Origin of the sequence: Micromonospora sp. WMMD1082, assembly GCF_029626175.1 — a bacterium.
Classification (GTDB): Bacteria; Actinomycetota; Actinomycetes; order Mycobacteriales; family Micromonosporaceae; genus Micromonospora.
The window spans coordinates 5602395-5626365 of sequence record NZ_JARUBM010000002.1; the positions used below are offsets into that span (position 1 = coordinate 5602395).

A 23971-nucleotide genomic window follows, 5' to 3' on the forward strand; every position below is an offset into this window, starting at 1 on the left:
GTCCGTCCCGCGTTTGCCGGGAATCTTGAGTCAATCATCCAACCGCAGGAGCATAGGGCCACCACACGTCCAGGAGGTCCCCGCCGTGACGACCACCCCCCAGGCGGCCCGCAGGGCATCACCGCGCAAGCGGCCGGGCACCCCGGCCGCTCCGGCCGCGCCCGATCCCTCCGCCGGCCTGCTGCCCCAGGCCGAGCCGGTGCGGTTGCTGAACCCGGACGGCACCCTGCGGCCGCCCCGCGCCGACTATCCCGAGCCGCCGGTCGAGGCGCTGCGCGAGATGTACCGGCGGATGGTGGTCGGCCGGCGCTTCGACGCGCAGGCCACCGCGCTGACCAAGCAGGGCCGGCTCGCCGTCTACCCGTCCTCCCGTGGCCAGGAGGCCTGCCAGGTCGGCGGCGTGCTCGCGCTGCGCGACGACGACTGGGTCTTCCCCACCTACCGCGAGTCGATGGCGCTGACCGCCCGTGGCATCGACCCGGTCGAGGTGCTCACGCTGCTGCGCGGCGACTGGCACTGCGGCTACGACCCGGCGGCCCGGCGGACCGCCCCGCAGTGCACCCCGCTCGCCACCCAGTGCGTGCACGCCGCCGGTCTGGCCTACGGCGAGTCGTACCAGGGGCGCGACACCGTGGCGCTGGTCTACATCGGCGACGGCGCCACCAGCGAGGGCGACTTCCACGAGGGGGTCAACTTCGCCGCCGTGTTCAAGGCGCCGGTCGTCTACTTCGTGCAGAACAACCGGTACGCGATCAGCGTCCCGCTGTCCCGGCAGACCGCCGCGCCGTCGCTCGCCTACAAGGGCGTCGGCTACGGCGTGCCCAGCGAGCAGGTCGACGGCAACGACCCGGTGGCCGTGCTCGCCGTGCTCAACCGGGCGGTGGCGCACGCCCGGGCCGGGAAGGGGCCGTTCCTGGTGGAGGCGCACACCTACCGGATGGAGCCGCACACCAACGCCGACGACGCGACGCGCTACCGCGACGCCGACGAGGTCGAGGCGTGGCGCGACCGTGACCCGCTCACCCGGTTGGAGACCTACCTGCGCGGGCGGGCGGCGCTCGACGACGCGGCCGTCGCCGAGTTCGCCGAGCAGGCCGAGGCGTACGCCGCGCGGCTGCGTGACCGGATGAACGGCCAGCCCACGGTCGACCCGCTCAGCCTCTTCGACCACGTCTACGCCCAGCCTACCCCGCAACTGGTGGAGCAGCGCGAGCAGGTACGCGCCGAACTGGCCGCCGCCGCGGAGGAGGACGCCTGATGGCCACCATGACCATGGCGAAGGCCCTCAACGCCGCGCTCGCCGACGCGATGCTCGACGACGAGCGGGTGCTCGTCTTCGGCGAGGACGTCGGCCAGCTCGGCGGGGTCTTCCGGATCACCGACGGGCTGCAGGCCCGGTTCGGTGACAAGCGCTGCTTCGACACGCCCCTCGCGGAGGCCGGCATCGTCGGGTTCGCCGTCGGGCTGGCCATGTCCGGGCTGCGCCCGGTGGTCGAGATGCAGTTCGACGCGTTCGCGTACCCGGCGTTCGAGCAGATCGCCTCGCACGTGGCGAAGCTGCGCAACCGCACCCGAGGCGCGCTCAGCGTGCCCATGGTGATCCGGGTTCCGTACGCCGGTGGGATCGGTGGCGTGGAGCACCACTGCGACTCCTCCGAGGCGTACTACGCGCACACCCCCGGCCTGAAGGTGGTCACCCCGGCGACCGTCGACGACGCGTACTCGCTGCTGCGGGAGGCGATCGACGACCCCGACCCGGTGGTCTTCATGGAGCCGAAGAAGCTCTACTTCGCCGGCGCCGAGACCGCCCTGCCGGCGCGGACCGAGCCGTTCGGTCGGGCGGTCGTACGCCGGGCCGGGCGCGACGCCACCCTGGTCGCGTACGGCCCGGCGGTCCCGGTCGCACTGGAGGCCGCCGACGCCGCCCGCGAGGAGGGCTGGGATCTTGAGGTGGTCGACGTACGCACCATCGTGCCGTTCGACGACGCCACGGTCGCCGCCTCGGTCCGGCGTACCGGACGGTGCGTGGTGGTGCAGGAGGCGCAGGGCTTCGCCGGTGTCGGCGCGGAGATCGCCGCCCGGGTGCAGGAGCGCTGCTTCCACGCCCTGCACGCGCCGGTGCTGCGGGTCTCCGGGCTGGACATCCCGTACCCGGCGCCGATGCTGGAGCACACCCACCTACCCTCGGTCGACCGCGTGCTGGACGCGGTGGCCCGGTTGCAGTGGGACGACCAGCCGGACCCACGCTGGTCGACCGAGGGCAGCGCGGCATGACCGAGCGCACCTTCCTCCTGCCCGACCTCGGTGAGGGGCTGACCGAGGCGGAGATCGTGCAGTGGCGGGTCGCGGTCGGCGACACCGTCACGGTGGACCAGACCGTGGTCGAGGTCGAGACCGCCAAGGCCGTCGTGGACGTGCCCTGCCCGTACGCCGGCCGGGTCGTCGCCCTGCACGGCGCCCAGGGCGAGGTACGCCCGGTGGGCCAGCCACTGATCACCGTCGCCGAGCCGATCGCCGCCGGTGTCTCCGCTGCCGCCGGTGCGGCCGGGACCGGTGGGGGCGGGGCTGAACCGGTCGGGCACGCCGTGTACCGCGAGGAGGAGCGCGCCGGCTCCGGGAACGTCCTGATCGGGTACGGCACCGGACACGGCGGCTCCCGGCGGCGCCGCCGGCCCCGGCTGGCGCCCGTGTCGACGGCGGACGGCGCCCCGACCACCCCCCACCCGCAGACCACCCCACCCGCCCCGGCGTCGGTCGCGTCCGACCCGGCGGTCGGTCCGGTGGTCGCGCCTGTTCCAGCGGTCGCGCCCGGTCCGGTGGCGACGGTATCCGTCCCGCCGGAGGCCGGACCGGTGCCGGCGCTGGTGATCTCGCCGATCGTGCGGCGGCTGGCCCGCGAGCACGGGGTGGATCTGCGCGCGCTGCGCGGCAGCGGCCCCGGCGGCGTGGTCCGCCGGGCCGACGTGGAGGCGGCGGCCCGGCTCACCTCCGATGCGAGCCGGGCCGGTACGCCGACCACGGTGGCCGGGCTCCCGGTGGGCGCGGAGCAGCCGGTGGCGGACCCGCTCGCGGCCGGGCAAACGCGGCAGTCGGGGCACGCCGGGCCGGCTCCGGCGGGTACGCAGGACGTCGTTATCCCGCTGACCGGCATCCGCCGGACGATCGCGGAGAAGCTCTCCCGCAGCCGGCGGGAGATCCCCGAGGTGACCATCTGGGTGGACGCCGACGCCACCGCGCTGCTGGAGACCCGGGCCGCGATCAACGCCGCCAGCCCGGAGCGGCCGGTGAGCATCCTGGCCCTGCTCGCCCGGATCTGCCTGTCCGGACTGCGCCGCTACCCGCAACTCAATGCCCGGGTCGACACCGAGGGGCAGCGGATCATCCAGTCCGCCGGGGTGCACCTGGGCATCGCCGCCCAGACCGACCGTGGCCTGGTGGTGCCGGTGCTGCGCGACGCCGAGCGGCTCACCACCGCGGAACTGGCCGCCGAACTCGCGACCACCACGGCGGCGGCCCGCGCCGGCGAACTGCCGCCGGCCCGGCTCACCGGAGGCACCTTCACGCTGAACAACTACGGGGTGTTCGGTGTCGACGGCTCGACCCCGATCATCAATCACCCCGAGGCGGCGTTGCTCGGCGTGGGCCGCATCGTGGACAAGCCGTGGGTCGTCGACGGCCAACTCGCGGTCCGCAAGGTGACGCAGCTCAGCCTCACCTTCGACCACCGGGTCTGCGACGGCGGCGTGGCCGGTGGCTTCCTACGGCACGTCGCGGACTGCGTGGAGCGGCCCGCGTTGCTGATCGCCGCCGTCTGACACCCTCCCCTCGCGTCGATCGCGGGTTCGCGTCCGGCCCTCGGCCGAAAGTCCGGACGCGAACCCCGCGATCGTTTTTTCATCCTCTCGGCGGTTCGTGTGACATGCGGACCGGGTGACCGCCAAGAGGTCGAGATGGGTTCGTGCGCCGTCGCCTGCCGGATTTCGCCCGTCGCGTCGCCAGTCGCTATTCCTCGTTCGTCGTGGCGCGATAACGGAGAAATAACCGGGCTCCAATGCTGCCGCTCTTGCTGGAAACTGCGAAAACGACGGCGCCGAGCCAGGGAGAATGTGGGCGGAGGAAGCGGCGATAAACGGGGGGACGCATCATGATGTTGAGGCGGCGACTGACGCTGTTGGCGGTGAGCGTCGCAGCGGCACCGCTGGCGCTGGGCGCCTGCACCAGCGACCGCAAGTCGGGGCAGCCGGCCGAGGCGCGGGCCAACCCGGAGCTGGCCGTGACGCCGGCCGAGGGCACGCGCGACGTGCCGATCAGCGGCGAGATCGGCACCGCCGTCAAGCACGGTCGGGTCACCGATGTACGGATCACCGACGACAAGGGTGCGACCGTGGCGGCGGAGCCGCGCGAGGACGGTACGGGTTGGGTGCCGAGCCGGCCGTTGGAGCCGAAGCGGACCTACACCGCGGAGGTCACCGCGACCAGCGACTCCGGAAAAACGGTCACTCGAAGGACCACCTTCACGACTCAGCCGAAATCGTCTAAACCGGCGATCACCAGCGTCCTGTATTTTGCCGGTGAGCGGACGTACGGGACGGCGATGCCGGTGACCGTCTCCTTCGACCCACCAATTCCGAAAGAGGCCAGGGCAGATGTGCAACGCCGTCTGTTCGTGAAGACGGATCCGCCGCAGCCGGGCACCTGGTCCTGGGTGTCCGACGGTAGTCAGGTCTATTACCGGGCGCCCGATTTCTGGCGACCCGACACGACGATCAGCGTCCGCTCGGCGCTGGAGGGCCTACCGATCGGCAAGGAGAACGTCGGTGACGCCGACCGGCGCGCGACCTCGAAGATCGGCCGCCAGGTCGAGTTGGAGATCGACAACGAGACCAAGCAGATGTCGGTGATCCGGGACGGCAAGCTGTTGCGCAAGCTGCCGGTCAGCCTCGGCAAGCCGAGCACACCGACCTCCAGCGGCAAGATGGTGATCATGGAGAAACACGAGTTCACCACGTTCGACACGCGAGGCTCGGCCGATCCGTACGTCGTCGACGTCGAGGACGCGCAGCGGCTCACCTGGGGCGGCGAGTTCATCCACGGCGCGCCCTGGTCGGAGGGGGACCAGGGGTACACCAACGTGTCGCACGGCTGCACTAACCTCTCCGCCGCCAACGCGGACTGGCTGATGGGCGTCACCCAGGTCGGCGACCTGGTGACCGTCAAGGGCACCGAGGTCGAGCTCAACGAAGGCAACGGCTGGACTGCCTGGAACGTCAGCTGGGACCAGTTCGCCAAGGGCAGCGCGCTACCCGTGCCCGCAGGTCTGCGGCCGACGCCGACCCAGGCGCCGGACCCGGGCGCGGTGGCCGGTGGCTCGCCGGAACCACAGCCGTCCACCAGCGGCGGCTGACCGGATCGTACGCGCCGGGCCGCCCGTCGTGGGTCGGCCCGGCGTGACCCCATGGGCGCTGCGGAGCGGTCCCCGGCCCGGCCGGCCGTGACTCGCGAGCCGGGCCGGCCTCGCGCTTGCCGGGTCGGCCTCGTGCTTACTGGGCCAGGTCGTGCTTGTGTGGCGGGTCGGGTCGTGTTTGCCGGGTTGGGTCGTGTTTGCGTGCGTGGCGTTGGATCGCGGCGATCTCGCCCGTGTCCCGCGTCCCGCGTCCCCGGGGGATCGTCCCTAGGGTGGACGCGCCGCGCCTGCGGGTCATGCCCTGGGCTTACCCGGAACCGCCCTTCGGTGGGGTGGATGTGTCGGTGGCGAGGGATAGGTTCGTTTCATGCGAGAGCGCGAGGAGCGGTTCCACGTCGAGACCAGCGTGTCCGACGACGCGGTGTGCGTTCGCGCGGTCGGTGTGATTGACATCGCCACCGTCGGCGCGTTCCGCGCCGCCCTGTGGGCGGCCCCCGCCCGGCCGGAGCTGCGGGTGGATCTCTCCGGTGTCCGGCTGCTCTCCGCGGCCGGGGTGCGCACGCTGGTGGCGGCCCGGCTGTGGGTGCGGTCCCAGGGCGGCGACCTGGTGCTGGTCGACCCGCCGCCCGTGGTGGAGCGGGTGCTTCGGGCCACCGGCCTGCGTCGGGTCATCCCGGTCGTCGGCCCGGCACCCGGGCGGGTGCTCGCGGCGGCGTGACCCGGCTCCGCGCCGCACAGACGCCAGCACGGGGATGAGGCCGGACGGGACCGACGCCGGCGCCGGGGCGATGCCAGCGCCGGCCCGACGCCGGAGCCGGGCCCCGATGCCAGCGTCGGGCCGATGCCAGCGTCGGGGCGGACGTCGGGGCGGTGCCGGCACCGGTAGATGACGCGGCGGGCGCGGGCCGGGTGGCCGCCGCTGGGGGTCCGGTGGGTGGCGCGTCACCGGGCTCGACGTGCCGGTGGCACGGGGGTGGCTGCCGCTGATGCGTCCGGCGCCGGGCACGGGGGCCGGCGCCGGACGCGGTAATCAGCGGACGCCGAGCAGGTCGACCACGAAAACCAGGGTCTCGTTGGGCTTGATGACGCCACCGGCTCCCCGGCTGCCGTAGCCGAGGTGCGGCGGGATGGTCAGCCGGCGCCGGCCCCCGACCCGCATCCCCACCACACCCTGGTCCCAGCCGGCGATGACCCGCCCGCCGCCGAGCGGGAACTCGAACGCCTCACCCCGGTTCCAGGAGGCGTCGAACTCGGCGCCGGTGGAGTGCGAAACCCCGACGTAGTGGACGCGGGCCACCTGGCCGGGCTGGGCCTCGGGGCCCTCTCCCACGGTGATGTCCTCGACCACGAGGTCGGCCGGCGGTGCGCCCTCGATCGGACCGATCTCGGGCTTGCTCGCTGCCTGGTTCATGCGGATTCTCCTGGGACGTCGGGCTCGGTCGGCACAATCCTGCCGGACTTTACGGCAGCCAGGATCACGGCATGCCCGTGACCTCGGAGGCAGCCCCCAGACCGAGGCAGGCCGCCCCCCAACCGCCGATCTTGCACTTATGGTCGCCGTAAAAGCCGCAAAGGGCTCGTAACGGCGACCATAAGTGCAAGATCGGCGCGGTGGGGGTGGGGGTGGGGGTGGGCGGCGGGCGTCACCTGGGGTGACGCCCGCCGCGTGGGGGAGGTGATCAGGTCAGCGGAGCCAGCCGAACCGCTGGACGATCGGCAGCCGCGCCCAGGTGCGGCCCAGGCCCAGGGTGTCACCGGCGTTGGTCACCGCGAGCAGGGCCAGCACACCGGCGTAGACGAGGTGGTCGTCCATGAAGGGGTTGTTCGCCGGAGGCAGGACGGCCGTCCACATCAGCACCAGCAGCAGGCCACCCGCCGCGGCGGCGATGCGCACCCCGACGCCGAGCAGCAGTGCCGCACCGATGGCCGCCAACCCGATCATGAACAGCCAGTCTGCCCAGGCGGCTCCGGCGATGCCGTTGTAGAAGCCCTGGAACGGGCCGGCGGCACCGAAGGTGAGGAAGCCCTCGGTCGGGCTGCCCCCGTTGATCCAGGCGTTCTTCGTCTCGGTGGCGAACCCCAGGCCGAACATCTTGTCCAGGAAGGCCCAGAGGAAGACCCAGCCCAGCGCCAGGCGGAGCCCGGCGAGCAGGTAACGGGTGGCCCGCTTCCGGGTGGTCTGCTCCCGGACGGTCTCGGCCCCCGGGGTCTTGATGGCGGTGTTCCGCTCGATCATCGCGGTCATCGTGTCCACGTCCCTTCTCTGCTTCGCACCGCATCTCCCGGTGGCACTTCTATTGGACGCCGTGGGAGAGCCGGCGGTCAGGGCCGACCGGGCCGTAACCGGGCGGGACCTTCGACCCGTGTCCGCCGGGACCTCCCCGAACCCGGTCCGCCGGGGCCTGCCGGGCACGTTGGCCGGATCCTTCCGGGCTGCGGTCGGCACTCGGTGGCCGGCCACTACGGGCCCACGCGGGCGGTCAGCCGGCGACGAGCGGGTCGGCGAGTTGGGCGGTCAGGACCGCGGTCGCCTCGGCCAGCGACGGGCCGTACCAGGTCAGGTGCCGTCCGGACACCAGGGCGCAGGGGATGCCCGGGAACGCCTCCGGTCCGTCGTCACGGGTGAACCGGTACGGCTCGTCCGGCAACACGACCAGGTCGGGTGATTGTGCCCGCAGCTGATCGAGGCTCGGCCGCGGGTACCGTTCCGGCTGCTCGGCGTAGCGGTTGGCGACGCCGAGCCGGCGCAGCACGTCGCCGGCGAAGGTGTCGGCGCCGAGTACCACCCAGGGGCGCCGCCAGACCGGCACCACGGCGCGCCGGGCGACCGGCGTCCCGGGGAGCGCGGCCCAGGCGTGCCGGGCCGCGGTCAGCCAGTCGGGTTCCGCCGGTGCGCCGAGGTCGCGGAGCAGGTCGGCCAGTTCGGTCAGCGCACCGTCCACGGTGCGCGGATAGGTCAGCCGGACCGGTACGCCCGCGGCGGCCAGGGCGGCGGCATCCTCGCGCCGGTTCTCCTCGATGTTGAGCAGGACCAGGTCGGGGCGGAGCGCACGGACCCGGTCCAGATCCGGATACTTGGTGCCGCCCACCCGGGGCACGTCCAGGTCGGCCGGGTGGGTGCACCAGTCGGTGGCCCCGACCAGCAGCCCGGGCAGGGTCAACGCCACCGCCTCGGTCAGCGACGGCACCAGCGACACCACCCGCACCTGGTCACCTCCCCGGCCGGGCCGGCCCGCTGGGCCCGCCGCCGACGCGCCGACGCCCGACCGGTGGAGCCGGCCGGCATGATCGTCATCCTAGACTCGATCGGTCGGCGGCAGGATTGCATCCTTACCCACCTGAACCGCGCGGCGTCCGCACATGACGACCATGCGATCCGCCGGACGGCACGGTCGGTTGAAGGGATCACTGGGTGGATACGACGATGACCGGTGACGACCGCTGGCTGGCGACGGTGCCGAGCGGCGCCGGGCGCGGCCCCGTGCTGCTCCGGTCGGGGCAGCGGATGCACGCCGGCCTGCGCCTGGGCGAGGTGGTCCGGCGCCGGCCACCGGGTCTCACCGCGAGCCAGTGGAACACGGCCGCCCGCACCCTGTTCGACCAGGTGGTCTGCGCCGAGGACACGGGACGCCCGCAGTTCGCCGTCGAGTTCCGTCCACCGTCGTCCGACGCCACCGCCCGGCGGGCCGAGCGGACCACGGAGGCGGTCGCCGCCGCCGTCGGTCTGCCCCTGCTGCGGATCGCCTCCGCCACCCTGCGCGCCGCCGAGCACGGGCCGCGGGTCATCGGGTACGTGATCGACGCCCGCCGGTACGCCGAGGGTGCCAGCGGTCCGGAGGCGGCCGCCGTCGGCTTCCGGGACATCGTCGGCCGGCTGCCCGACGGGCGGGACGGCGCGGTCAACGATCTCGGCGCGCTGGCCCGGACCGAGGCGATCGAGGCGTACGTGGCGCGCCGGCTGGCGGATCCGATCCTGCGCGGGCTGCACGTGCGGTGGGCTCAGGGACCGGTCGAGGGGTGGAGCTGGGTCGAGGTGCGTCCGGGGAGCTTCCTGATGGAGCGGGTGACGCTGCGGCCGTACCGCCTTTCCTGTGGGGTCGACCCGGCCCGGCTCGCCGAGGACCTGGCCGTTCTCGCCGTCGGCGAGCGGCTGCGGACGGGGGAGGCCGACGTGTCGTCGCTGATGTCCCGTGCGGATCTGCGCGCCGACATCCGGCGACTACAGGGTCGCCGGGACGAACTCGTGGACGGCTTCGCGTACGACCATCTCTGCGAGGCGTGACCGTCCGCTGAGCGGCCGGCTGGCCAGGAGCGGACGGTAGCGGGCCGCGCGCGGAAAGAAACATCGGAAAAAAGTCGGCACCCTTTGAACCGCCGTCGTGGCGCGCCCGTACCTCACCGGGAATGGACAGGATCTCCCCAACCCGCACCGGCAGGCGCGGGAGACGGTGCGGAAAGGGCATCGTCGTTCGTCGACGTGCCACCGGCACGCTCGGACGGTCCCCGTCGAGCGGGCCACCACGATTCCGTTCGGTCCGTCGAGTCACGAATCAGGTACCGGATCGAGAAGGAGAGCAATTCGATGCGCAGGTCAACCCGGTCGCGGCCACCATCCGGTAACGCGCGGACCAAGAGACTTCTGGCCGCTGGCGCCACGCTCGCTGTCTTCGGCGGCGTCGTCGCTGTTACCCAGATCTCGTCGGCCGGTGACCGACGGGCGAACCAGCAGGCCCGGCCGGCGTCGGCCGCCTGCGTGGAGCCGAGCCCCGGTGCCACCGCACCGGAGGCCCGCGGCGCCACCACCACCCGCACCTGGCAGAACGGCCGTTGGGTAGTCAACCACTGGGGCGACGGGCAGCAGACCGTCGAGGAGTGTGTGGACACCCGCGACGGCACCGATGACGCGACCACCGGCACCCTCGCGGTGGCCTGTCCGGACGTGGTCAGCCGGCTGCCGCAGGTGCCCGACCGCGCCCGCGCCGAGGTGGACCGCAACCTGAACGCGCTGCAGACCCAGATCACCGCGGCGGACCAGCGGCTCGCCGCGGAGGCCAACGCGGACGAGGCGTTCATCCGCAGCAGCGTTCTCAATCCGCTGGCCAACCAGCGCCGGGCGACCCTGAACCGGATCACCAACGCCATCGACCGGTTCGGCCCCCGGCCGCGCGGTCTCGCCAATCTCGCCACCTGCCAGGTCCAGCCCGTCGACAACACCAACGAGGGCGACGACGACGGCAGTGACAACGGTGGTGACAACGGCGGCAACAACGGTGGCAACAACGGCCTCGACGTGCTGGCCAACAACTGCAACAACAGCCAGCTGCAGGCGCACGACGGTTTCCAGAACGGCAACCGCTGCATCAGCACCGCCTTCGGTGAGGTGGGTTCCGCGGCCAACAACCCGTCGCTGCTGATCACCGACTTCCCGCAGCAGATCGACCGCAACGAGGGCTTCTCGATCCGGGTCAGCACCCGCAACCTGATCCGGGACCGCTTCCTCCCGGCCGGCCAGGGCGGCTACTACCTGGAAAGCTCGCTGCTCAACGAGCAGGGCCTGACCCGTGGCCACTTCCACACGGCCTGCCGGATGCTGAACAACACCGACGAGGCCCCGGCGCCGGAGCCGGTGCCGGCCTTCTTCGTCGCCACCGAGGACGGCGGCGGCGGCGCCCAGCCGGACGAGGTGACCATCCAGATTCCGGGCCTGCCGGAGTCGGGTCTCGCGCAGTGCGCGGTCTGGGCCGGTGACGGTTCGCACCGCATCCCGATGTCGGAGCGGGCCAACCAGACCCCCGCCTTCGACGCGGTGCGGATCCAGGTCAACTGACGCCGAAGGCCGAGGCCGTGAGCTGAGGCCAGGCACGCAGGGCCGTCCGGAGATTTCCGGGCGGCCCTGCGGCATGTTCGGCGCCGTTCACCCGTGGCAGGTCGATCGGTGCGCAACAGCTACGGGCAGGCGACCCGCCCATTCGACGCGGTGTCGGGACCACACCGCGTCGGAGCGACATTCTCGCTGCTCAGCGGTTCTTGTACGCCTCGACGACCTCGACGGGGATACGGCCCCGCTCGGAAATCTTGTAGCCGTTGCTGACCGCCCATTCCCGGACGGCGCGGTTCTGCTCGCGGTTCATTCCCGCGGCCCCCGAACCGCCGGCGCGACGCGGGTTGCGAACGGTGTCGGTGCCGCCGCGACCGAGTCGCCGGCCGGCATCGATAAACGGATCCAGCGCCTTGCGCAGGACTCCCGCGTTCTCGTCGGAGACGTCGATGGTGTACGCCACGCCGTCGAGGCTGAACTCGACCGTCCGGTCCGCCTTTCCGCCGTCGAGGTCGTCGGTCAGCACCGTGATTACTTTTTTGGCCATCGTCGAATACTCCCTGTGTCGGGCGGGGTGTGGTCAAAGTTTGACTCATCGCCCCGCAATTGCGCAACAAAAGCGCACGTTGGTGGTGGTTCGCGTTTTGCGTGACGCCGATATCCCGTTTTGGATCTGGTTCGCGCAGGCCGACCCCGTGTGGCCCGGCAACCTGCGGCGGCCGGCCGTGGCCCGAACCCGTGTTCCGGATCACACGGAGGAACAACGGCGGCCCGTCGCGACTTGAGCCATACACGCTCAACTCAATGCGATTGCAGGTGTTCGATGGCAACCCTTCCGGTACTTCCACTGACCGACGCCGTGCTGCTGCCCGGCATGGTCATCCCGGTGACCCTCGACCCGACCACCCAGGCCGCGGTCGACGCGGCCCGTGCCACCGGCGACCGTAGGCTGCTCGCCGTGCCGCGCCTGGACGGCGAATACGGCTCCGTGGGCGTGATCGCCACGATCGAGAAGGTCGGCCGGCTGCCCAGCGGCGAGCCGGCCGCCGTGATCCGCGGTCTCACCCGCGCCCGCATCGGTTCCGGCGTGCCCGGCCCCGGCGCGGCGCTCTGGGTCGGTGCGACCGAACTCGACGAACCCGCTCCGGCCGGCAAGGCCCGGGAACTCGCCCGCGAGTACCGCGCCCTGGTGACCTCCGTCCTCCAGCAGCGGGGCGCGTGGCAGGTCATCGACGCGGTGGAGCGGATGACCGACCTCTCCGAGCTGGCCGACTCGGCCGGCTACGCGCCCTGGCTCAGCCTGGCGCAGAAGACCGAACTGCTCGCCGCGCCGGACGTCACGGCCCGGCTGGAACTGCTCGTCGGCTGGGTGAAGGAGCACCTGGCCGAGCAGGAGGTCACCGAGCAGATCAACTCCGAGGTACGCGAGGGGCTGGAGAAGTCGCAGCGGGAGTTCCTGCTGCGCCAGCAGCTCGCCGCGATCCGCAAGGAACTCGGCGAGGACGCGCCCGAGGGCTCGGCCGACTACCGGTCCCGCGTGGACGCCGCCGACCTGCCCAAGAAGGTACGCGAGGCGGCGCTGCGCGAGGTCGGCAAGCTGGAGCGGGCCAGCGACGCCTCCCCGGAGGCGGGCTGGATCCGCACCTGGCTCGACACGGTGCTGGAGATGCCGTGGAACACGCGTACCGAGGACAACACCGACCTGGCGGCGGCCCGGGCCGTGCTCGACGCCGACCACGCCGGCCTGGCCGACGTCAAGGACCGCATCCTGGAATACCTCGCGGTGCGCAACCGGCGCGCCGAGCGTGACCTCGGGGTGGTCGGCGGCCGCGGCTCCGGCGCGGTGCTGGCCCTGGCCGGTCCGCCCGGTGTCGGCAAGACCAGCCTCGGCGAGTCGGTCGCCCGCTCGCTCGGCCGCACGTTCGTCCGGGTCTCGCTCGGCGGCATCCGCGACGAGGCCGAGATCCGCGGCCACCGGCGTACCTACGTCGGCGCGCTGCCCGGCCGCATCGTCCGGGCGCTGCGCGAGGCCGGCTCGATGAACCCCGTGGTGCTGCTCGACGAGGTCGACAAGCTCTCCGCGGGGTACGCGGGCGATCCGGCCGCCGCCCTGCTGGAGGTGCTCGACCCGGCCCAGAACCACACCTTCCGGGACCACTACCTGGAGGTCGACCTCGACCTGTCCGACGTGCTGTTCCTGGCCACCGCCAACGTGGTGGAGGCCATCCCCGGCCCGCTGCTGGACCGGATGGAACTGGTCACCCTGGACGGCTACACCGAGGACGAGAAGGTCGCCATCGCCCGCGACCACCTGCTGCCCCGGCAGCGGGAGCGGGCCGGGCTGACCGCCGACGAGGTCGACGTCGAAGAGGCGGCGCTCGGTCGCATCGCGGGGGAGTACACCCGGGAGGCCGGCGTACGGCAGCTGGAGCGCGCCCTCGCGAAGATCATGCGGAAGATCGCGGTCGCCCTGGCCGACGACCCGGCGTCGGTGCACGTCGGCGCCGACGACCTGGTCCGCTACCTCGGCCGGCCCAAGCACACGCCGGAGTCGGCGGAGCGCACGGCGGTGCCGGGCGTGGCCACCGGCCTGGCGGTCACCGGCGCCGGGGGAGACGTGCTGTTCATCGAGGCGACCAGCATGGAGGGTGAGCCGGGGCTGACCCTGACCGGTCAGCTCGGCGACGTGATGAAGGAGTCGGCGCACATCGCGCTCTCCTACCTGCGGGCCAACGGCCGCCGGCTCGGTCTGGACCCGAACGCCCTGGCCGGGCGGCGGATCCACCTGCACGTGCCGGCGGGCGCGGTGCCCAAGGACGGCCCCAGCGCCGGCATCACGATGGTCACCGCCCTGGCCTCGCTGGCCAGCGGCCGGCCGGTACGCCCCGAGTTCGGGATGACCGGCGAGGTGACGCTCTCCGGCCGGGTGCTGCCCATCGGCGGGGTGAAGCAGAAGCTGCTCGCCGCGCACCGGGCCGGCCTGACCGAGGTGATCATCCCGGCCCGCAACGAGCCGGACCTCGACGACCTGCCGTCGGAGGTGCGCGAGGCGCTGACCGTGCACACCCTGGCCGACGTCGCCGACGTGCTCGCCCTGGCGCTGCGCCCGGCCGAGATCGACCCGACGTCCCTGGGCGACCAGCGCCTCACCGCCGCCTGAGCACCGTAGGGAAGGGATCCGGCCAGCACCCTAGGCAAGGGATCCGGCCAGCATCCTTGGGAAGGGCTCCCGCCAGCACCGGCGGGGGCCCTTCCTCGCGCCTCAGCGGCGGTCGTCGCGGTCGCGGCGTACGGTGGCCTTGCGGCCCTTGATGGTGCTGCCGCGCAGCCCGGCGATGACCTCGTCGGCGACCGAGATCGGCACCTCCACCAGGGAGAAACGGTCGGCGATCTCGATCGATCCGATGTCCCGGCCGCGCACCCGGGTCTCCCCGGTGATCGCGCCCACCAGGTCCTGCGGGCGCACCCCGGCCCGCCGGCCCACCCCGATGAAGACCTGCGTGGTGCCGCTGGTGCGGGGGCGCGCCGGTCGGCGCTCGCCCCGGCTCTCGTACCCCGGTCGCCCCTCCCGGCCCTCGCGGGGCGGGCGGACCGCGACCTGCGGGATCTCCTCCTCGGCCTCGTCGGAGCCGGGCAGGACCGCCTCGTGGGCCAGCTTCACCGCGGCGAGCGCCACCTCCATCAGGTCGAACTCGTCGCTGAGCGTCTCGACGATCACCCGGAACGGGTCCAGGTCGTCGGTCAGCAGGCTCTCCCGCAGGGCGGCCTGGGTCAGCTCGAGCCGGCGGTTCCGCAGGTCGGCGACGGTGGGGATCTTGTCGATCAGGATCCGCTGCCCGGTGACCCGCTCGATGGTCTTGAGCATCCGGTGCTCGCGCGGCTCGGCCAGGGTGATCGCCACGCCCTCCCGGCCGGCCCGCCCCACCCGGCCGATGCGGTGCACGTACGACTCGGGGGCCGACGGCACGTCGTAGTTGACCACGTGGCTGAGCTGCTCGACATCCAGCCCACGGGCCGCCACGTCGGTGGCGACCAGCAGGTCGGCGGTGCCGGCGCGGAGCCGGCCCATGACCCGGTCGCGCTGTTCCTGGCTCATCCCGCCGTGCAGCGCCTCGGCCCGGTAACCGCGACCGTTCATCGTCTCGGTGAGCCGGTCGACCTCCTCCCGGCTGCGGCAGAACACGATCGCCGCCGTGGGGGACTCGACGTCCAGCACCCGGCCCAGCGCCGCCGGCTTGTGCGCCCGCGCCACCAGGTACGCGCTCTGCCGCACCAGGGGTGTCTCGCCGGCCACCGCCGGCTCGCGGGTGATGAGGATACGCACCGGATCGTTCAGGTGCGCCCGGGCCATCCCGTCGATGCGTGCCGGCATGGTGGCCGAGAAGAGCACCGTCTGCCGCTGTTCGGGGGCGTGCTCCAGGATCGCGTCGATGTCCTCGGCGAAGCCCATGTCGAGCATCTCGTCGGCCTCGTCGAGCACCACCGTGGCGATGTCGCCGAGCCGCAGCGTGCCCCGGGCGATGTGGTCCAGGGCCCGGCCGGGGGTGGCCACCACGACGTCGACGCCCAGGTCCAGCGCCCGCAACTGCCGGCCGATGGGCTGACCGCCGTAGATCGGCAGCACCCGGGCGCCGAGGTCCTTGCCGTAGCGGTGGAACGCCTCGGACACCTGCACCGCGAGTTCCCGCGTCGGCACCAGCACCAGGGCCAGCGGATCGCCCGCCCGGTCCTCCGGCATCCGCTGCAGCAGCGGCAGCGCGAACGCCGCCGTCTTGCCGGTGCCCGTCGCCGCCTGCCCGAGCAGATCCTGGCCGGCCAGCAGTGGAGGAATCGCCTCCCGCTGGATGGGGGTGGGCTCCTCGTAGCCGAGCGCGGCGAGCGCGGCGAGCAGTTCGGGTCGCAGGCCGAGATCCGCGAAGGCGGGCGGTTCGGTGGACGGGTCGGGCGATACGGGCGTGGAACTCATGGGGTCAAGCCTTTCATTACGCCCACCTACCCGCTGCGGCGACCACCGGAACGCGCCGCGCCGACCCGCCGCCGCGTGCCGGTGAGCCCCGACCCCTGGTTCGCCGTGGTGGACCCGGGGCGGCCGTAGCATGCGTGTCGTGACCGTCACCGAGCCCGCCAGCGGCCCCCAGGAGGCCCTTCTGCGGCGGGTGATCGGGTGGTTCGCGGCCAACGGCGTCGGCGACACCAGCCTGCGTGCCCTCGCCGCGGAGATCGGGACGAGCCACCGCATGCTCATCTACCACTTCGGTTCCCGCGAGGGGCTGCTCACCGCGATGGTCGACGCCGTCTGGCGGGATCAGCAGCAGCTGTTCGAGTCGCTGCTGCGCGAGGCGGCGGACGACCCGTACGACGGGGCCTGGCGCTTCTGGTCGCGGCTCGCCGACGACCGCGCGTTCGCGCCGCTGTTCTTCGAGATGGCGGCGGCGGCGATGCAGGGGCACGCGTGGGCGAGCTCGCTGCGCACGTGGGTCGTCGTCTGGACCGACCGGCTCGCCCGGTTCTTCGAGGACGTGGGCCACCCGGCCGCGCGGGCGCAGGCCCAGGCGCGCATGGCGATGGCGATGAGCCGGGGCGTCCTGTTCGAGCTGGCGCTGACCGGTGACCGGGCTGCGGCCGACGCCACCATGGCCGCCTTCCTGGACTCGACCCGGCCGCCGCGCCCGGCCGCGTGACGGCCGGGGTGGGGGAGGCCCAGCTCAGCGGGGCGGCCCGGCGACCTCGGTCGTGACGAACCGGGTGAGTTCCGCCGCGAGCCGGCGCGGCTGGTCCTGGGGCACGAGGGTGTAGCTGTCGTCGATCTCCACCAGCCGGCCACGGGGAAACAGCGCCGCGAGCCGGGGCCCGTGCGCGCGGGGCATCAGCTTGTCCTCCGGTGCCCACACCACGAGCACCGGCCGGTCGAACGAGGCGAGCCGCGCCGTCATGGCCCGCAGCTCGTTTCGGGACGGGGTGGAGAGCGCGAAGGTGCGCAGGTCCCGCCGGATCGCCGCGTCCTGCTGCGCCGGCCGGAACCAGGCGTCCAGCACCTCGGTGGGGATCGGGCGCTTGCTCATCCATCCCCAGCCGCCCGGTGCGCGGCGGAACCAGCCGAAGCGTTGGAGCTGCATCGACAACCACACCAGCGCGGGTACGCGGGCGCTCATGGCGATCGCCTTGCCCGGCTTTCCGGGCGGAAAGTTGTCGAACGCCTCGCAGGCGACCAGCGCCATGCCCGCGAGCCGGTCGGTCGGCCCGTCGGCGACGAGGAACTGCACGCCACCCCAGTCGTTGGCGACCAGCGTCACGTCGCGCAGATCCAGCGCCTCGATCAACTCTCCGACCAGCGCGGCGACGCCGCGATGGGTGACCAGCTCCGGTCGCTGCATCGGGCGTCGATGGCTGCCGAGCGGCAGCGTCGGGCACACGCAGCGCACGCCCGGGCCCAGCTCGTCGACGACTCGGCGCCACAGGCTCGCGTCCATGTTCACGCCGTGCAGCAGCACCAGGGTCGGGCCGTCGCCGCCGGTGTCGGTGTAGTCGATCGTCCCGGCGGTCAGGGTGATGGTCGGCATCGGCAGTGCCTCCTGTCGATCGCTATGTACCGGATGGTACATGAGGTGTCCAGCGGCCGGTGGGTCGCATCGTCCGGGAACGGCCTCCGCGGCGCCGCCGTCCGTGCTGACTTCGTCTGGAGTAGATAGGAGGATTGTTCGGACTCCTCCCGCTGTGCGTGGTTACGGTGTCGCTGACGGTGACATACGCCGTGACGTCGCGACGGAGAGGACCCGACCATGCGTGTGCCCAGCCGTAGCCCGAGACAGCAGTCGGGCGCTCCCGTCCCGTACGCCGCGCCGGCCCGCCGTCGCGCGGTGTCCCGGCTGCCGCGCAGCGTCCCCGCCGCCGTGCCGGACCTGGACGCGTACCGCGATGCCGTGGCCGAGCTGCTGGTCGAGGTGAGCGCGCTGGTCGGCGCGAGCAGTACCAAGGCCCGCCAGGTGCTGATCGACCAGCGGCTGCGGGAGCCGGCCATCGCGACGGTGCTCGACGCCACCTCCCAGGGCCTGATCGGTGCCCGCGAGACCCTGCTGCTGGAGATGGCGCGGTACCAGCCGAACGAGCGCAGCTCCGCCGGCGACCTCACCGCGCTGGTCCGCATCTACCTGCTCTCCCGGATCGACGTGATGTGGTGGCGGGACGCGTCCACCTTCCTCACCGACACCGAGGTGCACCGCAGCGCGGAGCTGATCGACCTGGAGTGGCTGCGGCGACGGGACCTGCTGCGGTTCCGGTACACCGAACAGCCCCGCACGATCGTCGGCCGGGGGGTGCGTGCCCTGCGCCGCCGGGTGCTGCCCGACGCCACCCCGCGTACCGCCGGGTTGTTGTTCCGTCAGGCCCGTCGCGAGGTGGTCGCCCTGCTCAACGACCTCGGCCGCGAGTTCACCGCGGCCACCCCGGCGGGCACCCCGCCGCTCTGGGTGACCAGCCTGGTCCGCAGCGCCGAGCACCAGTACCGGCTGCGGCGTCTCGGGTACGCCGCGATGGTGCCCAGCGGTCACTGCCTGGGCTGGGCGGCCGACGTGGAGATGGCCTGGTACGGCCGCTTCGGCGTCCGCGACGTGCTGGCCGGGCTGCTGCTGAAGCGGCAGGAGGCCGGTGAGATCAACGTGGTCGACGAGGGGCAGGCGTGGCACATCTGCCTCGCCCCGTCCGCGACCCCGCGGCTGCGCCGGGCGTACGAAGCCGAGATGGGGATCTGACGATGTGCGGAATCATGCTCAGCATCGGCCCGGAGGCCGATCCGGCGATCTTCCGGCGGATGCTCGGCGTGCTCGCCCAGCGGGGCGAGGTCACCGAGACCCGGCACGAGAGCGGCCTGCTCGCCGGGGTCCGGCGGTTGCGGGTGGTGGACCGGGACCGGGCGGTGCAGCCCTGGGTCTCCGCCGACGAGCGCTGGCTGCTCTGCTACAACGGCGAGGTCTTCAACCACCACGAGCTGCGCGCCGAGCTGACCGGTCTCGGTCACCAGTTCCGCAGCACCAGCGACACCGAGGTCGTGCTCGCCGCGTTCGCGCACTGGGGCGAGCAGGTGGTGACCCGGCTGCGCGGCGAGTACGCCTTCACCATCGTCGAACGGGCCACCGGCCGTGCCTATCTGGTGCGGGATCCGCTCGGGGTCAAGCCGCTGTACTGGGCGCGGACCCCGGGGTGCCTGCACGTGGCGAGCGAGGTCAAGGCGCTGGTCCGGCTCAGGGCGCCGGTGTTCGAGGTGCCGCCGGGGCACCACGGCTGGGTCGACGCCGACCGGCAGGTCCAGCTGCGCCCGTACGTGGACCTGCTCGCCCTCGGCGCGGGCCTGCCGGTGGTGACGGACCCGGACGAGGCCGCCCTGCTCGTCCGTACCGCCCTCACCGACAGCATCCGGGTGCGGCTGGACACCGACCTGACCGTGGGGGTGGTGCTCTCCGGCGGCCTGGACAGTTCGCTGGCGCTGCTGCACGCGGCGCAGCTGCACCCGGACTGCGTGGCGGTGACCGTCGGGGTGCCGGAGAGCCCGGATCTCGCGTACGCGCGGCGGCTGGCGAAGGACCTCGGCGTGCGGCACGAGGTGATCGAGCTGCGCCCGCGCGACATCCGGCTCGCCGACGTGCGGGAGGCGATCCGGATCTCGGAGCTGACCGAGTACGGCGACATCATCAACGCGGTGGTCTCGGTGCCGATCTTCCGCCGGCTGCGGGAGCTGGGCGTCAAGGTGGTGCTCACCGGCGACGGCTCCGACGAGCTGTTCGGCGGCTACCCGATGTATCACGAGGTCGGCCCGGAGGCGTCCCGCCGGCTCTTCCTGCACAAGATCCGCAACCTCTGTCGTACGGAGTTGCAGCGGGTCGACCGCACCAGCATGGGCTTCGGCGTGGAGGCCCGGGTGCCCTTCCTGGACCTGGCCCTGGTCGAGTTGGCGATGCGGCTGCCGGTCGACCTGAAGATGCGCGACGGCCAGGAGAAGTGGATCGTGCGGCGGGCCTTCGCCGACATGCTGCCCGACTACATCCGGCGCCGGCCGAAGAACCCGATGTCGTACTCCTCGGGGCTGCACGAGCGGGCCCGGCTCTACAAGCCGCTCTTCGCGCGGCTGCACCGCTCGTTCGGCTACCACCTGCTGGAGCCGGTACGCCGTGACTTCGACAGCGTGCTGATGCGCTGCGGCAACGACCTGGACGCCGCGCTCGCCGCCGGCCGGGCGAGGCCGGACTACACCGTGCTGGAACACGCCCGCGACCTGGTCGGCGCCGCGCGGTGGAACGCCGCGCCGATGATGCGGCGGCTGGTCTCCCCGCGCCGCAACCACGGCGACGAGGCGCCGCTGCCCGGCTGACGCCGGACGGCGGCGCCGTCGTCGGTGCGGCCGGATCAGCCGGCGGGGGGATAGGGGTCGTCCCGGTAGGTGTACTCCGTCTCGATCTTCCCGTCGGCGGTGTGCACCACGAGTTGGCTGGGCTCGTTGCCGTGTGCCGCCTCGCGCCCGGCGTCGACCGCCCGCTGCTTGGTGTCGTACGTGCCGACGACGGTGCTGCCCTGCTCCACCTTCCAGCCACCGCCGTCGGGCACCACGTGGTACTCGTTGCGCGTCATCTCGCACCCCTTTCCTGGGTGACGGACGAGGTACCCGGGACGCGCGGGAGAAAACGCGACCCCTGTGGCCGCTGGTACGCGACCGGGCCCGGCCACTCCCGTGCGGGAGCGACCGGGCCCGGTGGAACGCGCTGGCCCTACCAGCTCAGGTAGCTGGGCTGGGTCTGGACGTTCAACTCGCGGAAGTGGACCAGCTTGGCCGTCAACGTCCGCCAGTCGTTGAGTTCGAGCACGTCGAGCCCCTTCTGGATGTCAGAGGAGTAGATGTGCCCGTTGTAGTAGTAGGCCGACCAGGAACCGCCCACGATCAGCTGGCTGTCCGACAGCGGACCGCGCTCCCAGAAGCCGATCTCCTTCGGCTTGCGGGAGTTGGTGAAGTCCCACACCGAGATGCCACCCTGATACCACGCCTGGACCATGATGTCCTTGCCGAGCACCGGGATCAGCGAGCCGTTGTGCGCCACGCAGTTCTCGGTGTCGCCGTTGGTCCGCGGGATCTTGTAGTAGCTGCGGAACTCCAGCTTCCGGCTGTTGCCCTTGCCGGTGATGTCGTAGATGGCGTTCGCGCCGCGCTCCGGGCCCACGGCCTCGTTGCAGGTGGCGCCGCCGCCACCGCCCAGCTCGTCGGTGAAGACGACCTTGGTGCCGCGGTTGTTGAAGGTGGCCGAGTGCCAGAACGCGAAGTTGGTCGTGTCCCGCACGGTGTGCAGCACCCGCGGCGCCTCCCGCTTGCTGATGTCCAGCAGCACCCCGTCGCCCATGCAGGCGCCGGCGGCGAGGTCCTTCTCCGGGTAGGCGGTGATGTCGTGGCAGCCGGTGGTCGCCGAGGCGCCCGTGCGGCCCTCGTAGCCACCGTCGGGGAAGAGGTTCGGCGTGGCCACGACGGCCGCGTCGGTCGGCTTCTTCAGCGGCACCTTGACGATGCTGATCGAGTCGTGCGGCGGCTGGCAGTCGGGGAAGGTGTCGTTCGGGCTGTACGAGGAGACGTACAGGTAGACCGACTTCTTGTCCTTCGCCGGCACCAGGGTGTGGGTGTGGGAGCCGCACGCCGTCTCGACCGACTTGATGTAACGGGGACTGGTCTTGTTCTTGACGTCGAAGATCTTGATGCCCTCCCACGACTCCTTGATCGTGGCGGGCTGGGAGACGCTGCTGCACGAGTCGTCGCTGCGGGACGCGTCGGTCGACAGGAAGAGCAGGTCACCGTAGATGGAGACGTCGTTCTGCGCGCCCGGGCAGAGCACCTGCGACACGATCTTCGGCTTGCTCGGCCGGGACACGTCGTAGATGACGAAGCCGTCGTAGTTGCCGACGAATGCGTACTTGCCCTGGAAGGCGATGTCGGTGCCGAGCGCCGCGGTGGTGTCGAACGGCGCCTGCTTCGGCAGGTTGGCGATCAGCTTGAGGTTGGGGCTGCTGGCGATCTCGTCGACACCGAGAGGTGCCTCGACGGCCGCGGCAGGCTCTACGGCCGTCTGCGAGACCGTCTGCGCGCTGCCGGGTGAGGCAACCGCGATGCTGGCGAGGAGGAGCCCGGTGGCGGCCACACTGACGATACGCAGTTGCCGCCCCCGTGGCAGGGTCAATTTGACCATCGGCGAGGCCCTTCGAAAGGGGGATGACGATGGCCGTACCTTACCCCCAGAAGAGGGCCATCGATGTGATCTGAGTCACATGGCGTGTCCTTCTTCAGTGGACACGAGCGCCGCGACCTCGCCCCTCAGGGTACGCCGCGTGACCGCCCGACGTGGACGGTCGCTGGCCGTTGTCACATCGGTCACCGTGCGCTTGGTGTGTCGTCAGAGACGTTCCACGGTGGGGCCGGTGCAGCGGTTGCGGGTGTCGAAGACGTAGCGGGCGTGCCGGGCGACGAGGTCGTAGTCGAACGCGTCATGGTCGGTGATCACCACCACCCCGTCGGCCTCGCGTACCTCGCGCTCGGTCAGGTCCACCGTCAGCACCCCGGCGGGGAGGTGGTGGGCCTCGGCGTACGGCTCGACCGCGCGGACCTCGGCGCCGAGGTCCCGCAGCCGCCGGGCCACGTCGACGGCGGGTGAGTCGCGCATGTCGCCGGTGTTGCGCTTGTACGCCAGGCCGAGCAGAAGCAGCCGGGCCCCGTTGACCGCCCGTCCGGAGCGGTTCAGCCCCGCCATCACCCGCTGCGCCACGTGCTCGGGCATCTCGTGGTTGACGTCGTTGGCCAGTTCGATGAACCGGAACTGCCGGCCGAGACGGCGCTTGACCTGCCAGGAGAGATAGCAGGGGTCGATCGGCAGGCAGTGCCCGCCGACACCCGGGCCGGGGCGGAACGGCATGAAGCCGAACGGCTTCGTCGACGCCGCCTCGATCGCCTGCCACACGTCGATGTCCAACTGGTGCGAGAGCATGGTCAGCTCGTTGACCAAAGCGATGTTGACCTGGCGGAAGGTGTTCTCGATCAGCTTGGTCAGCTCGGCGACCTGGGTCGAGTCCACCGGCACCGTCCGCTCCACCAGCCGCCGGTAGAACTCGTCAACCCGGGCCAGGGCGGCGGCGTCCACCCCGGAGACCACCTTCGGGGTGTTCGCCAGGCGCCAGGTCGGGTTGCCCGGGTCGATCCGCTCCGGGCTGTAGCCGAGGTGGAAGTCGCCGGGGGCGCGCAGTCCGCTGGCCGACTCCAGCAGCGGGCGCAGCAGTTCCTCGGTGGTGCCCGGGTAGGTGGTGGACTCCAGGATCACCATGCAGCCCGGTCGCAGGTACGGCCCCACCGCCGTGCCGGCCTGTTCCACGAAGCTCAGGTCGGGAGTGCCGTCGCGCAGCGGCGTGGGCACGGTGATGACGCAGATGTCGAAGTCCTTGGCGTCGGCGTACGCCGTGCTCGGGTGGTAGCGGCCGCTGGCCAGCGCCCGGCCGAGCCGGTCGGCGGGGATGTCCGACACGAACGACTCGCCGGAGGCGAGCCGCTTGACCCGGTCGGGGTCGACGTCGAGGCCGACCACCGCCATGCCGGCCTCGACGGCCTGCATGGCCAGCGGCAGGCCGACGTAACCCTGGCCGACGACGACCACCTTCTGAGCGCTCACCCGGACTCCCGAACGGTAGGAGATAACTGCTGGTGAGGAGCCTAGAGCGCGGTGTGGTGCCGTACGTCC

General features: G+C 72.2%; 20 protein-coding genes. 11 read left to right on the plus strand and 9 right to left on the minus strand.

Annotation, left to right across the window (positions count from 1 at the left end; translation table 11 throughout):
- The first annotated feature begins 52 nt into the window (after positions 1 to 52).
- The 5 genes from pdhA to O7615_RS25800 all read left to right on the plus strand — a co-directional run bounded on the left by pdhA (position 53) and on the right by O7615_RS25800 (position 6122).
- Entirely contained in the window at positions 53 to 1258 is a 1206-nt protein-coding gene (gene pdhA / locus O7615_RS25780; protein WP_278182233.1) for a pyruvate dehydrogenase (acetyl-transferring) E1 component subunit alpha, read from the plus strand.
- Positions 1258 to 2274, plus strand: a complete 1017-nt coding sequence (locus tag O7615_RS25785; protein WP_278180371.1) for an alpha-ketoacid dehydrogenase subunit beta — start codon at positions 1258 to 1260, stop codon at positions 2272 to 2274. The genes pdhA and O7615_RS25785 overlap by 1 nt, the downstream gene beginning before the upstream one ends.
- Positions 2271 to 3815: a dihydrolipoamide acetyltransferase family protein gene (locus O7615_RS25790; RefSeq protein ID WP_278180372.1), complete on the plus strand. Its 1545-nt coding sequence runs from the start codon at positions 2271 to 2273 to the stop codon at positions 3813 to 3815. The genes O7615_RS25785 and O7615_RS25790 overlap by 4 nt, the downstream gene beginning before the upstream one ends.
- 329 nt (positions 3816 to 4144) lie before the next feature.
- Positions 4145 to 5404 carry an Ig-like domain-containing protein gene (locus O7615_RS25795; RefSeq protein WP_278180373.1) on the plus strand — a complete coding sequence of 420 codons (1260 nt, stop codon included), beginning with the start codon at positions 4145 to 4147 and terminating at the stop codon, positions 5402 to 5404.
- 367 nt (positions 5405 to 5771) lie between these two features.
- Complete coding sequence (locus O7615_RS25800) at positions 5772 to 6122, plus strand: STAS domain-containing protein (RefSeq protein ID WP_278180374.1); 351 nt, start codon at positions 5772 to 5774, stop codon at positions 6120 to 6122.
- A gap of 312 nt (positions 6123 to 6434) precedes the next feature.
- On the opposite strand, the gene O7615_RS25805 is transcribed toward O7615_RS25800, so the two are convergent.
- The 3 genes from O7615_RS25805 to O7615_RS25815 all read right to left on the minus strand — a co-directional run bounded on the left by O7615_RS25805 (position 6435) and on the right by O7615_RS25815 (position 8610).
- Positions 6435 to 6815, minus strand: coding sequence for an FKBP-type peptidyl-prolyl cis-trans isomerase (locus tag O7615_RS25805; RefSeq protein ID WP_278180375.1), 381 nt, complete (start codon positions 6813 to 6815; stop codon positions 6435 to 6437).
- Positions 6816 to 7088: 273 nt separating this feature from the next.
- Positions 7089 to 7658, minus strand: coding sequence for a DoxX family membrane protein (locus O7615_RS25810; RefSeq protein WP_278180376.1), 570 nt, complete (start codon positions 7656 to 7658; stop codon positions 7089 to 7091).
- Between the two features lie 226 nt (positions 7659 to 7884).
- A complete protein-coding gene (locus O7615_RS25815; RefSeq protein WP_278180377.1) occupies positions 7885 to 8610 on the minus strand; it encodes a helical backbone metal receptor in 726 nt (241 codons plus the stop codon).
- Positions 8611 to 8828: 218 nt separating this feature from the next.
- Between O7615_RS25815 and O7615_RS25820 the strand changes: the two genes are divergently transcribed.
- Both O7615_RS25820 and O7615_RS25825 read left to right on the plus strand, forming a co-directional pair.
- The gene (locus O7615_RS25820; RefSeq protein WP_278180378.1) at positions 8829 to 9686 is read left to right on the plus strand and encodes a DUF2726 domain-containing protein; all 858 of its coding nucleotides are present in this window, start codon (positions 8829 to 8831) and stop codon (positions 9684 to 9686) included.
- Between the two features lie 300 nt (positions 9687 to 9986).
- The gene (locus tag O7615_RS25825) at positions 9987 to 11231 is read left to right on the plus strand and encodes a hypothetical protein (protein WP_278180379.1); all 1245 of its coding nucleotides are present in this window, start codon (positions 9987 to 9989) and stop codon (positions 11229 to 11231) included.
- 190 nt (positions 11232 to 11421) lie between these two features.
- Here the strand turns inward: O7615_RS25825 and O7615_RS25830 are convergent, their stop codons facing one another.
- Entirely contained in the window at positions 11422 to 11769 is a 348-nt protein-coding gene (locus tag O7615_RS25830) for an Lsr2 family protein (protein WP_278180380.1), read from the minus strand.
- A 276-nt stretch (positions 11770 to 12045) separates the two neighbouring features.
- On the opposite strand from O7615_RS25830, the gene lon reads away from it, so the two are divergent.
- Entirely contained in the window at positions 12046 to 14382 is a 2337-nt protein-coding gene (gene lon, locus O7615_RS25835; RefSeq protein ID WP_278180381.1) for an endopeptidase La, read from the plus strand.
- A 102-nt stretch (positions 14383 to 14484) separates the two neighbouring features.
- Here the strand turns inward: lon and O7615_RS25840 are convergent, their stop codons facing one another.
- Entirely contained in the window at positions 14485 to 16188 is a 1704-nt protein-coding gene (locus O7615_RS25840; protein ID WP_278180382.1) for a DEAD/DEAH box helicase, read from the minus strand.
- 139 nt (positions 16189 to 16327) lie between these two features.
- Between O7615_RS25840 and O7615_RS25845 the strand changes: the two genes are divergently transcribed.
- Positions 16328 to 16903 (plus strand): TetR family transcriptional regulator, encoded by a 576-nt coding sequence (locus O7615_RS25845; RefSeq protein WP_278180383.1) that lies wholly within the window; start codon positions 16328 to 16330, stop codon positions 16901 to 16903.
- A 24-nt stretch (positions 16904 to 16927) separates the two neighbouring features.
- On the opposite strand, the gene O7615_RS25850 is transcribed toward O7615_RS25845, so the two are convergent.
- Positions 16928 to 17782, minus strand: a complete 855-nt coding sequence (locus O7615_RS25850; RefSeq protein ID WP_278180384.1) for an alpha/beta hydrolase — start codon at positions 17780 to 17782, stop codon at positions 16928 to 16930.
- Between the two features lie 219 nt (positions 17783 to 18001).
- Between O7615_RS25850 and O7615_RS25855 the strand changes: the two genes are divergently transcribed.
- Positions 18002 to 18970 carry a hypothetical protein gene (locus O7615_RS25855; protein WP_278180385.1) on the plus strand — a complete coding sequence of 323 codons (969 nt, stop codon included), beginning with the start codon at positions 18002 to 18004 and terminating at the stop codon, positions 18968 to 18970.
- Between the two features lie 2 nt (positions 18971 to 18972).
- The gene (locus tag O7615_RS25860) at positions 18973 to 20583 is read left to right on the plus strand and encodes an asparagine synthase-related protein (RefSeq protein WP_278180386.1); all 1611 of its coding nucleotides are present in this window, start codon (positions 18973 to 18975) and stop codon (positions 20581 to 20583) included.
- 35 nt (positions 20584 to 20618) lie between these two features.
- Here O7615_RS25860 and O7615_RS25865 read toward each other — a convergent pair whose 3' ends face one another.
- The 3 genes from O7615_RS25865 to O7615_RS25875 form a co-directional block, all read right to left on the minus strand.
- Positions 20619 to 20840, minus strand: a complete 222-nt coding sequence (locus O7615_RS25865; protein ID WP_278180387.1) for a DUF2188 domain-containing protein — start codon at positions 20838 to 20840, stop codon at positions 20619 to 20621.
- 137 nt (positions 20841 to 20977) lie between these two features.
- Complete coding sequence (locus tag O7615_RS25870; protein ID WP_278180389.1) at positions 20978 to 22435, minus strand: hypothetical protein; 1458 nt, start codon at positions 22433 to 22435, stop codon at positions 20978 to 20980.
- 204 nt (positions 22436 to 22639) lie between these two features.
- Positions 22640 to 23902 carry a nucleotide sugar dehydrogenase gene (locus O7615_RS25875; RefSeq protein WP_278180390.1) on the minus strand — a complete coding sequence of 421 codons (1263 nt, stop codon included), beginning with the start codon at positions 23900 to 23902 and terminating at the stop codon, positions 22640 to 22642.
- Positions 23903 to 23971 lie beyond the last annotated feature (69 nt).